Below are 12,634 nucleotides of genomic sequence, written 5' to 3'. Positions count from 1 at the left end.
ACCGCGTTCTGTGGATATCCCCGGTCAGGGATCGGGAGGGTCAGGGACGGCTCCGCCGCGCCGTCGCGGGGAGCCGTCGCGTGGCCCGGGGAGGGTGGCCTGTCACTTGGCGACGTGAGGCCGCGTGGCGATCAGCTTGTAGAGGGTGTTCGTGTCGGGGTGGCCGGTGACGGGCAGCCCGTGCCCGTGCTGGAACCGCCTGAGCTTCGTCCGGGTGTTGTCGCCGTGCGCACCGTCGATGGCCAGGTCGTGGCCGTAGTCCCACTTGTTCAGCAGGACCTGGAGCGCGCTGACGCAGTCGTTGCGCTGCTTGTAGCCCATGGGCCGGGCCTTGCCGAGGATGGCCGTCCAGGTGTAGGCGCCCACGTTGCCGTCGGCGCCGCCGGGGATCCGGTAGGTGTGCTGGAACCGCCTCACCCTGTCCTGGGTGGCGGGTCCGAAGTTGGAGGGCTTGTCGACCTTGTGGCCCAGGCAGTTCAGGAACCACTGGAGGGCGCGGACGTTCTCGTTCTTGACGGGACGTTTGAGGACGGGCCAGGGCCCGAGGGTGGTGCCCTCCGCGTAGGGGGAGGTGTCGGCGGACGCCGGCGTCGCCACCGCGGCCGCCCCGAGGGCGACTCCGGCGGCGGCCAGACCGGCCACCGCGATGCGTCGGATGTTCACTGCGGCTCCTTGCCGTAGAGGGTGGATCCCTGTTAGAAGGCCTCTGACCTGCAGAAGTTCGGATCTTGAGGGGCGTGGCCGGATCGCGCCAAGGTCACCGAGCGCGTTCACGCCTCGACGCTGTGGAAAAGGACACCCCTTTTCCGGGGATAAGGAACAGATCATCGCGGGTAGCCTCGCGGGCGGGAACGGGAGTCGAGGGGCCGGAGGACGCGCTCACCCATGGGGACGTCGGAACGACTGCGGCGCAGCTGGCAGGTGCTGATGGACGGGACGCCGCCGGAGCCCCCCGAGGACGAGCCCGGCGAGGTCGTCGATCCGCGCGCCCTGGACCTGGTGCTGCGCGTCGGGGAGCTGCTGCTGGCCAGCGGCGAGTCCACCGAGCGCGTCAACGAGGCCATGCTCAGCCTCGCGGTCGCCTACGAGCTGCCGCGCTGCGAGGTCCAGGTGATGTTCACCAGCCTGATGGTGTCGGCGCATCCGGGCAACGGGGCCCCGCCGGTCACCGCCGCCCGCGCGATCCGCCGCCGCACCCCGGCGTTCTGGCGGCTCACCGAGCTGCACGCGCTCGTCCAGCAGGCGTCCATCGGCATGCTGGAGCTGGACGAGGCGCACCGGCGGCTCGCCGAGATCAAGCGCGGCCGGGGCCCGTACCCGCCGTGGCTGATGGTGGTGTCGCTGGGGCTGATCGCGGCGTCGGCGGGCGTGCTGGTGGGCGGCGGGACGATCGTGGCGGCCACGGCGTTCGTGGCGACGCTGTGCGGCGACCGCACCGCCGCCTGGCTGGCGCGGCGCGGCATCGCCGAGTTCTTCCAGCTCGCGGTGGCGGCGGCGATCGGCGCGACGGCGGCGGCGATCGTGGTGGTGGCCGCCGACAGCCCCGGCCGCGCCTCCACGATCGTGACCGGCGCGGTGCTGGCGCTGCTGCCGGGCCGCCCGCTGGTCGCCAGCGTCCAGGACGGCATCACCGGCGACCTGGTCAGCGCGGGCGCGCGGCTGCTGGAGGTCTTCTTCATCATCACCGCGATCGTGGCGGGGCTCGGCGTGGCCGTGTACGCGGCGGTGTCGCTGGACGTCGACGTCAGCGTCTCCCACCTGCCCGACTTCCCGGCGCTGCTGACGCCGGTCCCGGTGCTGGCGGCGGCGACGGTGTCGCTGACGTTCGCGATCTGCCTGGCGGTGCCGCGCGACGTGCTGCTTCCGGCGGCGGTCGGCGGCGCGCTGATCTGGATCGTCTACGTGCTGCTGCTGAACGCGCACGTCAAGCCGGTGCTGGCGGCGGCGGTGTCGGCGGTGCTGATCGGGGCGCTGGGCAGCCTGCTGGCCCGGCGGCGCAACGCCCCGTCGCTGCCGTTCATCGTTCCGGCGATCTCCCCGCTGCTGCCCGGGACGCTGCTGTACCGGGGCATGGTGGAGCTCAACACCGGGGAGGCCGCGGCGGGCGCGCTGAGCCTGGTCGCGGCGCTGTCCACGGCGCTGGCCCTGGGCGCGGGCGTGAACCTGGGCACCGAGCTGGTGCGGGCGTTCCAGCGGGTCGGCCTCAGCGCGGGCGGCCGGTGGGCCCGCCCGGCGGCCCGCCGCACCCGCGGCTACTGACCCGGCGGCGGACGCGGCGATCAGCCGTGTGACCTGCGGCCGGGCCAAAGTGTCAGTGGCGCCGTCTACCTTGCGCGACATGTACCGACAGGGAGACATCCTCATCGTGCCGGTCGCCGAAGAGGCGGTGCCGGAGACCGTTCGGAACCTGCCGCCCACGCCGCGCGACGGGCGGGGCCGGATCGTGCTGGCGCTGGGCGAGGCCACCGGGCACGCGCACGCGCTGACCGCCGAGGGCGTGCTGCTGCGCGACCCCGACCCGCTGGTGCCCGACCACCTCCATCTCCCCGCCGGGGGCCGGCTGTCGCACGAGGAGCACGCCCCGATCTCGCTGCCGAAGGGCTGGTACCGGGTGATCCGGCAGCGCGAGTACGTGCCCGGCAGCGTCCGCGTCGTCGCAGATTGAGAGCACCGGTCATGAACACCCTGGACATCGAACCCCTCGACCACGCGGGCCTGATGCTGGCCTGGCAGACCGCCGCGTTCGCCACCGGCCCCGGCGACCGGGCCCGCGCCGAGGCCGGGATCACCGCCGCCTACACCGCCGCCGGGCTGCCCGCACCCGAGCGCTTCCTGTGGGTCTCCTCCCCCGCGCGGGGCGCCCTGGCCGCCGCCGCCATCGCCGGGCACGAGAAGGTGCTGCGCGAGGCCGGGCTGGCGGTGCCGCGGGTGCCCGCCGACGCGGGCGCGTCGGTCCGCGACGCCGTGCGCACCCGCCCCTGGGAGGCCGCCCGCGCCGCCGCCTGCGAGGCGCTCGGCCCGCAGCGGTGGGCCCGGTCCTGGGCCCGCACGGGCGCGCCGCTGTGGTCCGGGACGCAGGACCTCGTCGTCCGCGTCCGGCAGGCGATCGGCGCGCTGGCCGAGGAGGGCTCGCGGGCCGAGTCGCTGCTGCGCGCGGCGACGCTGGACGCGGTGCTGGGCCAGCACGACGCGCCCTGGCTGGCCCAGTTCGACGAGCTGGACCGGCTGCCGCCGGGGCTGGCCGAGGCCGCGCGGAACGCGGGCTGGTGGTGGCCCTACGAACGCCTGGTGATCGTCTCGGAGCGCCCGACGGAGCTGCACCGCGACGAGCCGGGCCGCCTGCACCGCGGCGACGGCCCCGCCCTCGCCTACGCCGACGGCTTCGCCCTGCACGCCTGGCGCGGCATGCCGGTCCCCGCCGACTTCGTCGGCACCCTCGGCGACCTCACCGTGGAGCGGATCGCCGCCGAGGAGAACGCCGAGCTCCGCCGCGTCATGCTGGAGATCTTCGGCTACGACCGGTACCTGGCCGAGACCGGCGCCCGCCCGCTGCACCGCGACGAGACCGGCGTGCTGTGGCGGATCGACCTGCCGGGCGACGAGCCGGTGGTGATGGTCGAGGTGGTCAACTCCACCCCCGAGCCGGACGGCTCGTACCGCACCTACCACCTGCGGGTCCCCCCGACGACGCGGACGGCCCGCGAGGGCGTCGCCTGGACGTTCGGGATATCCGAGGCCGACTACCGCCCCGAGAAGGAGACCTGACGGGCCGCGCGTCCCGCCGGGACCGCGGCGGCCCGAGGAGGGCCGGTCAGCCGGCACCGCGGGGGCCCGGGGGACCGCCTCCCCCGGCAGCGGCGCTGACCGTCCTCCCCCAGAGCTGCCCTTCCGGGACCGCGAGGGATGTCCCTTGGTGACAACTTCCCCACGCCACCAAGGGACATCCGCCCCGGCCCAAGGCCCGCGCCCGACCAGAACCCACGACCAGCAGGAACCGCGACTGAACGAAGCCGCCGCCGACCGAGGCCACGACCAGCCACGGTCACGACCGGGCGGGGCTGTGATCGGGCCGGGTCACGGTCGGGTGGGGCGTGACCGGAGCGGGGGCGGCGAGGTCAGGTCTTGGTGGGGCCGCAGATGTCGTCGGTGGCGCGGTGTTCGCCCTGCTGCCGGGGGATGCCGCCGCCCTTGACGCGGGTGAAGTTCGCGCCGATGACCAGGTCGAGGACGCCGGGGACGGACCTGGCACCGGGCCTGGTCGCGGCTCCGGGGATCAGTGCGGCCAGGGCCCTGGCGGCGGCCGCGTCGGCGGGGGCGTGGCGGATCACCGTCCTGGCGGTGGGGGCGGCCAGGTTGCCGACCTTGGTGACGGTGTACTTCCGCTCGGCGAGCTGGTCGCCGACCACGCGGGCCCGGCCCTGGACGCCCGAGCCGTTGAGCACCCGGACCCTGGCGGGGATGGCGGCGGCCTTGACCGGCTCGGGCACGGTCGTGTCGTTGCGCAGCGCGGTGAAGAACGGCTGCGCGCCGTCGCTGAGCACGATCCGGTCCGGGTCCCGCGCCCACGGGCCGCTCGGCACGGTCATGAACCGGATCCTGCCGGGGTCGATGCCCTGCAGGCTCTGGGCGATCCTCAGCATGTTCGTCAGGCGGAGCCCCTTGTCGGTGGTCAGCGATCTGGCCACGGAGGTCAGCAGCCCGTTCAGCCGCCCCGGGTCGGCGAGCACGCCGGTGCTGGTCGCCTGCTTGGCCATGGCCCCGAGGAACATCTGCTGGCGCTTGATCCGCTGGGTGTCGGAGTTGTCGCCGATGTTCTTGCGCAGCCGGAAGTAGGCCAGGGCCTCCTCGCCCTGCACCCGGTGCGTGCCCTTGGGCTTGCGGAACCCCGAGTCCTTGTCCCTGACGTCCTTCGGCAGGCAGATCGGCACACCGCCGATCGCCGTGGTGATCTCCTTGAAGCCGGTGAAGTCCACCTGCACGAAGTGGTCGATGTGGATGCCGGCGAGCTTCTCGATCGTCTTGATCGTGCAGGACGGCCCGGCGCGCCCGATCGCCTCGTTGAGCATGGCCTGCGGCGCGCCGGGCACGACCGTCCCGTCCGGGCGGGCGCAGGGCGGGATCGGCACCAGCAGGTCGCGCGGGAAGCTGACCCCGAGCACCTGGCCGCCGCCCGGCGACAGGTGCATGAGGATCATGGTGTCCGACTTGGGCGCCTCGTGCTGGTGCCCGCGGCCGTACCGGGCGTTGGCGCCCTTGCGGGTGTCGGAGCCCAGGACCAGGACGTTGAGGGCGTCGTTGAGCTTGGGCGGGCGGTTGCCGCCGATCAGCCGGTCGGTGTCCTCCTGCCGGATGCTGCTCTGCAGCCGCCAGTAGTAGCCGTAGGCGGACAGGCTGCCGGTCACGGTGACGGCCGCCGTCGCGACCGACGCCCAGACGAGGACTCGCTTCACCGTTCCCCCGCGATCACCCGGAGCAGCCGGTCCCGCTGGAACTCCATCGTCGGTGGAGTGCGGTGGTCCAACCGGTGGCCCAGGCAGCGGAGCAAACGGAGAACGTCCATGGGGAAACGACCCTTCTGGGGGACTTGTCGGAGATGTATCACCACAAGCACCCCTTCGGGTTCACACCCGTTCCGCCCGCCTCCTCCGTCGCGGATCAGGCCAGGTGGGGGATGCGTTCGAGGATCCCTCCGGCGAAGACGTCGTAGAGGCCGAGCGGCTTCAGGTGGACGTAGCCGATGTGGCAGTCGCAGGTGTCCAGGGGGCAGGGGCGGGGCCCCAGGGCCGCGCGGAACGAACCGTCGTAGAGGTTCCCGAGGACGGTGGGCACGAAGTGGCAGCGGCGGACCGTCCCCTCGCCGTCCACGGAGACCACGGTCTCGCCCGTGTGGCAGGCGCGGCCGAGGCTCGCGTGCGGGTGACGGCTGTAGGAGAACAGCGGGTCGATCGCCGTCCACTCGGCGGCCTCGGCGTCGGTGTAGGAGCGGCCCTCGGCGGCGTTCACCCACAGGTAGACGTGGCCGGGCAGGTCGGCGCGCAGGCGGCAGGCGTCGGCCAGGTGCTCGGGCTGTCCCACGATCCCGACACTGAACCGGATGCCGCGTCCGGCCAGCTCATGGGTCTTGGTCAGGAACCGCTCATAGGGCGTCTGGCCGGGATGGTAGGTCGCCCACAGGGCGAGGCGCGCGGGGTCGGCGTCGGCGGTCCAGGCGGTGCGGTGGCTCAGGTTGGTCTGGATGGCGACGCGCCGCACGTGCGGGAGGCGGCTCAGCTCGACCAGCGCCCTGCGGTACCAGGAGCGCACCAGGCCCTCACCCCACGGCGTGAACAGCACCGAGACCGGATGGTCCCGGTCGGCGACCCAGGCGGTGAAACGTTCCAGCGCGGCCCGGTCGGCGCGGAGCTGCCCGGGGGTGTCGCGCCGCTTGGCGAACGGGCAGTACGGGCAGTCGTAGTCGCAGCTCGCCAGCGGACCCCGGTAGAGGATCGTCAGGTGCCCGGCGTCCATCAGCGGGCCTCGTAGGCGTCCATCAGGGCGCGGACCTCGGCCGAGAACAGCGCCGGGCCGATCGCGTCCGAGTGCGCCAGGCCCTCGGGGGTCAGGCGCAGCAGGTCCGGGGTCTCCGCCAGCCAGCCCCGGTCGGCGAACGGCTTGAGGCCCTCGGGGAAGTCGTCCAGCGGGTCGGTGCCGAACCGGGCGCGGTAGAGCCCCCGGTCCAGGCCGTCCGCCTGGAGCAGCGACTGGAGGAGGTGGCGGCGGCGGCGTTCGGCGGCGTCCAGCCGGAAGCCCACGCGGGCCGTGGTGAAGTCCTCGGCCCGCACGTAGTCGTCGATGATCGCGCGGACCTGGCCCGCCCCCACCGCGTACTCGAACGAGTAGTGCAGGTCCGACGTGTACGAGCGCGCCCCGCACCCCAGGCCGACCATCCCGTCGGTCTGGCAGCAGTACTCGGTGCCGCCCGCCGAGCCCGGCAGCCGGAACATCCGCATGGACACCTGCTCGTAGCCCGCCTCCAGCAGGTGGTCGCGGCCGGCGCGGTACAGCTCCAGGCGCTGGTCGTCCCACTCGCGGCCGATCTTGCCGAGGCCGGTCAGCGGGCGCACGTACAGCGGGTACAGGTAGATCTCCTCGGGCCGCCAGGCGAGGGCGGCGTCCAGGGAGTACCGCCAGGACGCGGGGGTCTGGCCGGCGATGCCGTAGATCAGGTCGATGTTGAGGACGGGGATGGCGGCGGCGCGGATGTTGCCGAGGGCGGTCTCCACCTCGGCGCGTTTCTGCGGGCGGACGGCGGCGCGCGCCTCGGCGTCGACGAAGCTCTGCACGCCGATGGAGATCCGGGTGGTGCCGCGTTCGGCCAGGACGGCGAGGCGGTCGGGGGTGGCGGTGGCCGGCGAGGTCTCCACGCCGAGCGGCACCGAACGCAGGTCGGCGAAGCGTCCGGCGATGTCGCAGAGGCGCTCCAGCTCGGCGGCGGTGAAGTAGGTGGGGGTGCCGCCGCCGAACGCGGCCGTCGCGAACGTCGCGTCCCCGACCGCGTCGCAGACGGCGGCGGCCTGGCGTTCCAGGGCGTCCAGGTAGGCGCCGGTCAGCTCCTCGGGCGCGCCGGTGCGGGTGAACAGGTTGCAGAAGCCGCAGCGCATCTCGCAGAACGGCACGTGCAGGTACAGGAAGAGCGCGCGGGTGTCCTCCCCCGCCCACACCTCCCGCAGCGACGGCCGCGGATCGAGCGGCCGGTAGGCGGTCTTGTGGGGGTACGAGTAGACGTACGCCTGGTAGGGGCCGGTGGTCATGCCAGTACGAACTCTCCGTAGGGAACGGTCCACACGACCTCGTGGCCGATGCGGTGCCCGACGTGGCCGTCCTCGCCGTAGGCGGTGCCGTGGTCGGAGCAGATGATCACGAAGGTGGGGCGGCGCACCGCGGCGAACAGGCGTTCCAGGTGCCGGTCCACGTACCGCAGGGCGGCGGCGTGGCTGGCGCGGGAGTCACCGTGGTCGCGGGTCGCGCCGTCCAGGTGGAACCAGTTGGGCTGGTGCAGCGCCGACACGTTGAGCAGCAGGAACAGCCGCCGGTCGGCGGGCTGGCGGGCGACGACCTGCTCGATCCGGTCGATCTGGTGCTCCAGGGACCTCGGGTCGGTGACGCCGAACCCCGGCTCCCAGTGGCTCTCGGCGAACAGCGACGGCAGCGCCGACCCCAGCGGGGTGAGCTTGTTGAAGAAGCCGACGCCGCCGACGCACACCGTGTGGTAGCCCGCGTCCGCGAGGCCGGTGGGCAGGTCGGCGGCGGCGAACCGCCAGGTGCCCTCGGCGGTGGTCTCGCTGCCGGGGAACGCCGCCGCGAACAGCCGGGGGTGCGGGCCCGGCGCGGCGGGCGTCGGCAGGAAGCCCGCGAGCATGGCGGCGTGCGCGGCGTAGGTGAAGCTGCCGGGGGTGTGGCGCCGCTCCCACCGGCCGCCGGGCAGCAGCCCGGCCAGCACGGGCGTCCCGCCGGAGGCGGCGAGTTCGGCGGCCACGTCGTACCGCAGGGTGTCGAGCGTCACCAGCAGCAGGTCGTGGCTGCCGACGATGTCGTTCATGTCGCGCATGGGGTGGCTTTTCCTGACCGGACGGCTCTGACCTGCGCAGTGTAGGTGTCGGCACCGACAGCCGGGCCCTCGGGCAGCCCGGTCAGGCCGGGCAGCAGGTCACCGAACGCGTTGACCTCCCCGACCGCGACCCGCCGCCAGCCGATGCCGACCAGCAGGTCGACGCCGACCATGAGGCTGCCGGGGAAGCAGGCGGCGGCCCGCGCGCACACGTCCAGGGCGCGCCGCCAGCCGTCCTCGCCGAGGGCGCGGCGGACGGCGTCGAGGTCGCCGCGCCGCCCGCCCAGGTGCAGGTTCGTCATCGGGGCCCGGCTGGTGCGGACCACCGCGTGGGTCGGCTCGCCCGCCACGACGACCACGCGCAGGTCGAGGACGCGGCCGTCCAGGGACGCCTTGGGCAGCCAGCGTTCGACGTGCAGGCCGTCGCCGCCGAGCGCGTCGACCAGCGCGGCGACGTCGGCCTCGTCCTCGTAGGTGCGCACGCGCAGCGAGTTGTGGAAGCCGCCGGGGCCGCGCGCCGCCGAGGTGACGGCCTTCACGCGGGTCCCATTGGTCTGGAACGCCACCACGCCCGACGCCGACGAGCCGTGCGCGGGCTTGACGAACACCCGCCGCTCCCCCGCCTCGGCCATCCGCGCCCGCAGCTCCGCATAGCCGGTGACCTCGGGCAGCGCGGGCGGGACGGGCACTCCGGCGGCCTGGAGGCGGGCGTGGCAGAGCCGCTTGTCGAACATGACGGCGATCTCGTCGGGGTCGCCCAGCAGCCGCGCCCCGGCCCGGTGCGCGGCGTCGCGGACGCGTTCCAGCCCGGTGCGGAACGCCGCGTACCAGGCGGCCCCGCCCCCGACCCGCGTCGGGTCGCCGGGCCCGCGCAGCAGCGCGTCGGCCTCGGGGTCCTCCCCCGGCGAGTCGATCCGCACCAGCGTTCCCGGCCCGAACGCCGGGTCCGCGCCGCGCAGCACGTCCGGCCATCCGACCACGCGCGGCTCGCCCGCGCCCTCGGCCCGGCAGGCGTCGGCGAACATCGTCACCCGCCGGTCCCCGGGCGTCCCGACCACGGCGAACATCACTCCGTGACCCTGACGTACCACTCGTCGTCCTCGGAGAGGAAGAAGGCGCACGGGCAGCCCTCGCGGGTCTCACCGCAGGAGCGGCAGTAGCACTCGCAGTCGGCGACGGCCTCGTGGCATCCGAGGCACCCGTTCTCCACGCGGTCCGCTTCGCCGGGGCGGGGCAGGCCGACGAGGGTGGTCTCGGGCAGCGCGGCGCGCAGGCGGGCGCCCATGTCACCGGACATGCGGCTGTTGCCGAGGTCGAGTGTGCGCAGGTGGGTGAGGGGCTGGCCGGACAGCAGCGCTTCAACTCCGCGGTCGCTGAGCAGCCCCATCGACAGGTCGAGCGACTCCAGGCGCGCCACGACGGGGGCGGCGGCGATGACCTGGGCGATCTCGTCCTGGATCTCGCTGTTCATCAGGCCGAGGTGGCGCAGGGCGGGCAGGCGCTCGCCGGACAGGATCGGCTCCAGGTCGGCCACGGTCGCGTCGCCGCCGTACTCCGCGACGCCGAGCCACAGCTCCAGATGCTCCAGGTTCGGCAGGTCGCCGGCCGCGACCGCGCGGACGACCGCACCGGGCAGGCCGCCGGACTCGAACCGCAGCTCCCTGAGGTGGGGCGAGCCGATCGGGGTCAGGGTCATGCGGTTGCCGCGCACGGTCACCCGTTCCAGCCCGGGGAACGCGTCGAACAGGCCGGTCAGGTCGGCGCCCCTGATCCAGGAGATCTCGGCCTCCTCCTGGGCCAGCTCGCTGACGAAGACGTTGCGCAGCGCCGGGAACCGGTGGGCGGCCTCCGCCAGCAGATCGGCCGGGTGCTCCGCGTCCTCGCTCAGGTAGTCCCAGTAGCCGGTGATCAGGGTGGTGACGCGGGCCGTGTCGACCTCCTCCAGGAAGTCGTCCAGGACCTCGCCCCAGCTCGCCCCCCGGTAGGTGGCCCGGATCCGCCACGCCACGGTGTCGGGTTCGGGCAGGTCCGCGTCGACGTGGTCCTCGGTGAACTCCTGGACGGGGAGTCCCGCGAACTCGGTGAGGTGGCCGTAGAGGGACATGGTGGGATCACTCCGGGATCGTGGCGTGGACCCGTCCGGGGTCATGGGCGGGTCGGGTGGGGGTCGGCATGTCTCTTCTCCGGGTCACTCCGAGACGGCGACGAACAGCCAGTCCCCGCCGGCCCTTTCCTGTTCGCGGAGGTCCACGGCGACGCCGGGCAGCGCGGCGCGGACGCGTTCGGTCATCGGGTCGGTCAGGAAGTGGTGGTGCAGGTCGAGTTCGCGCAGGTGGGTGAGGGGCTGGCCGGACAGCAGCGCCTCGGCGCCCCGGTCGGTCAGCGTTCCCAGCGCCAGGCTGAGCGACTCCAGCCGCGCCACGACCGGGGCCCCCGCGACGGCCGCCGCGACCTCGTCCTGGATCTCGGCGTTCTCCAACCCCAGGTGCCGCAGCGCGGGGAGGCGTTCGCCGCCGAGGATGGGGTCGAGGTCGGCCACGGTCGCGTCGCCGCCGTAACGGCCGACGCCGAGCCACAGGTCGAGGCGTTCGAGGTGCGGCAGGTCGCCGGCCGCGACGGCCCGCACCACATGGCCGGGCAGCCCGCCGGACTCGAACCGCAGGGTGCGCAGGCTCGCGCTGCGGAACGGCTCCAGCACCAGACCGTCGGCGCCGCGCACGTCGAGCCGCTCCAGCGCCGGGAACGCCGCCGGCAGTGGGCCCAGGTCATCGTGCGGGATCCAGGAGACCTCGTGCTCCTCCATCACGATGTCCCCGACGAACAGCGACCGCAGCGCCGGGAACCGGTCGGCCCGCTCGGCGAGCAGCGCGGGCGGATAGGTGTAGCCCTCGCCGCAGTCGTGGCCCCAGAACCCGACGACCAGCGTGGTGATCTCCGTGGTGTCGACGGACGCCAGGAAGCGTTCGAACACCGCGCGCCACTCGTCCTCCTCGTCGAAGTCCTCGGTGCGGACGCGCCAGGCGACCTCGGCGGCGCCGGGCAGGTCGTCGAGGTCGGTCGACTCGTCGAAGGTGAACACCGGCAGCCCGGCGTACCCGATGAGGTGCTCGTTGATGGTCACGGCGTCACTCCGACACGGCGATGAAGAGCCAGTCGTCGTCGCGTTCCTGCTTCTCGCCGAGGTCCAGCTCGACATCGGGCAGGGTCGCGCGGATCCGGTTCGCCATCTCCTCGGTCAGGAAGTGGTGGTGCAGGTCGAGTTTCCGCAGGTGGGTGAGGGGCTGGCCGGACAGCAGCGCCTCGGCGCCACGGTCGGTCAGCGCCCCGAGCGCCAGGCTGAGCGACTCCAGCCGCGCCACCACCGGAGCACCCGCCACGGCCGCCGCGACCTCGTCCTGGATCTCGGCGTTCTCCAGCCCCAGGTGCCGCAGCGCGGGGAACCGCTCCCCCGCCAGGAACGGTTCGAGGTCGGCCACGGTGGCGTCGCCGCCGTACTCCTCGGTGCCGAGCCACAGGTCCAGGCGCTCCAGGTGCGGCAGGTGGCTGGCGGCGACCGCGCGGACGACCTCGCCGGGCAGGCCGCCGGTCTCGAAGCGCAGCGTCCGCAGGTTCGCGCCCGTGAACGGCTCCAGTATCAGGTCCTGGCTGCCGCGCACGTCGAGCCGTTCCAGCGCCGGGAACGTCCCCGGCACCGGGCTCAGGTCGCCGTGCTCGATCCAGGAGATGTCCTGTTCCTCCGGCAGGATCTCCCCGACGAACAGCGACCGCAGGGCCGGGAAGCGGTCGGCCGCCTCGACCAGCGCGTCGGGCGGGTAGACGCTGGAGGAGCCCCAGTAGCCGATGATCAGCGCGGTGACCGCCGCGGTGTCGGCGCACGCCAGGAAGTCCGCCCACACCCGCCGCCACTCGTCCTCGTGGCCGGGCTCCTCGGTGCGGACGCGCCAGGCCACGGCGGCGGCGTCGGGCAGGGCGTCGAGGTCGGTCGACTCGTCGAAGGTGAACACCGGCAGCCCGGCGTATTCGGTGAGGTGCTCGTTGATGGCCACG

At 73.8% G+C, this 12,634-nt stretch carries 12 protein-coding genes; 3 read left to right on the top strand and 9 right to left on the bottom strand.

Annotated elements, in window-relative coordinates; translation table 11 throughout:
• Window positions 1–102 precede the first annotated feature (102 nt).
• Window positions 103–663, bottom strand: a complete 561-nt coding sequence (locus tag HNR61_RS16880; protein WP_182844115.1) for a peptidoglycan-binding domain-containing protein — start codon at window positions 661–663, stop codon at window positions 103–105.
• 222 nt (window positions 664–885) lie between these two features.
• On the opposite strand from HNR61_RS16880, the gene HNR61_RS16875 reads away from it, so the two are divergent.
• The 3 genes from HNR61_RS16875 (at window position 886) to HNR61_RS16865 (ending at window position 3,765) form a co-directional block, all read left to right on the top strand.
• Window positions 886–2,259 carry a threonine/serine exporter family protein gene (locus HNR61_RS16875; protein ID WP_246442961.1) on the top strand — a complete coding sequence of 458 codons (1,374 nt, stop codon included), beginning with the start codon at window positions 886–888 and terminating at the stop codon, window positions 2,257–2,259.
• A gap of 79 nt (window positions 2,260–2,338) precedes the next feature.
• Window positions 2,339–2,665, top strand: coding sequence for a DUF8820 family protein (locus HNR61_RS16870; RefSeq protein ID WP_067814328.1), 327 nt, complete (start codon window positions 2,339–2,341; stop codon window positions 2,663–2,665).
• A gap of 11 nt (window positions 2,666–2,676) precedes the next feature.
• Window positions 2,677–3,765 (top strand): DUF6745 domain-containing protein, encoded by a 1,089-nt coding sequence (locus tag HNR61_RS16865; RefSeq protein ID WP_220509451.1) that lies wholly within the window; start codon window positions 2,677–2,679, stop codon window positions 3,763–3,765.
• Window positions 3,766–4,115: 350 nt separating this feature from the next.
• Here HNR61_RS16865 and HNR61_RS16860 read toward each other — a convergent pair whose 3' ends face one another.
• The 8 genes from HNR61_RS16860 to HNR61_RS16825 all read right to left on the bottom strand — a co-directional run bounded on the left by HNR61_RS16860 (window position 4,116) and on the right by HNR61_RS16825 (window position 12,633).
• A complete protein-coding gene (locus tag HNR61_RS16860) occupies window positions 4,116–5,450 on the bottom strand; it encodes an LCP family protein (RefSeq protein ID WP_182844114.1) in 1,335 nt (444 codons plus the stop codon).
• 205 nt (window positions 5,451–5,655) lie between these two features.
• Entirely contained in the window at window positions 5,656–6,507 is an 852-nt protein-coding gene (locus HNR61_RS16855) for an STM4011 family radical SAM protein (protein WP_182844113.1), read from the bottom strand.
• Window positions 6,507–7,790 (bottom strand): STM4012 family radical SAM protein, encoded by a 1,284-nt coding sequence (locus tag HNR61_RS16850; protein ID WP_182844112.1) that lies wholly within the window; start codon window positions 7,788–7,790, stop codon window positions 6,507–6,509. Before HNR61_RS16850 ends, HNR61_RS16855 begins: the two co-directional genes overlap by 1 nt.
• Window positions 7,787–8,587, bottom strand: coding sequence for an STM4013/SEN3800 family hydrolase (locus HNR61_RS16845; protein WP_182844111.1), 801 nt, complete (start codon window positions 8,585–8,587; stop codon window positions 7,787–7,789). Before HNR61_RS16845 ends, HNR61_RS16850 begins: the two co-directional genes overlap by 4 nt.
• Window positions 8,575–9,654 carry an STM4014 family protein gene (locus HNR61_RS16840; protein WP_182844110.1) on the bottom strand — a complete coding sequence of 360 codons (1,080 nt, stop codon included), beginning with the start codon at window positions 9,652–9,654 and terminating at the stop codon, window positions 8,575–8,577. Before HNR61_RS16840 ends, HNR61_RS16845 begins: the two co-directional genes overlap by 13 nt.
• Window positions 9,654–10,691, bottom strand: a complete 1,038-nt coding sequence (locus HNR61_RS16835; RefSeq protein ID WP_182844109.1) for an STM4015 family protein — start codon at window positions 10,689–10,691, stop codon at window positions 9,654–9,656. The genes HNR61_RS16840 and HNR61_RS16835 overlap by 1 nt, the downstream gene beginning before the upstream one ends.
• Before the next feature lie 84 nt (window positions 10,692–10,775).
• Window positions 10,776–11,708 carry an STM4015 family protein gene (locus HNR61_RS16830; RefSeq protein ID WP_312897932.1) on the bottom strand — a complete coding sequence of 311 codons (933 nt, stop codon included), beginning with the start codon at window positions 11,706–11,708 and terminating at the stop codon, window positions 10,776–10,778.
• A 4-nt stretch (window positions 11,709–11,712) separates the two neighbouring features.
• A complete protein-coding gene (locus HNR61_RS16825; RefSeq protein ID WP_182844107.1) occupies window positions 11,713–12,633 on the bottom strand; it encodes an STM4015 family protein in 921 nt (306 codons plus the stop codon).
• Between the last annotated feature and the right edge of the window lies 1 nt (window position 12,634).

Origin of the sequence: Actinomadura kijaniata, assembly GCF_014138665.1 — a bacterium.
Lineage (GTDB): Bacteria > Actinomycetota > Actinomycetes > Streptosporangiales > Streptosporangiaceae > Spirillospora > Spirillospora kijaniata.
The sequence above is the reverse complement of the archived record's forward strand: the minus strand, read 5'-3'. Positions and strand labels throughout refer to the sequence as shown.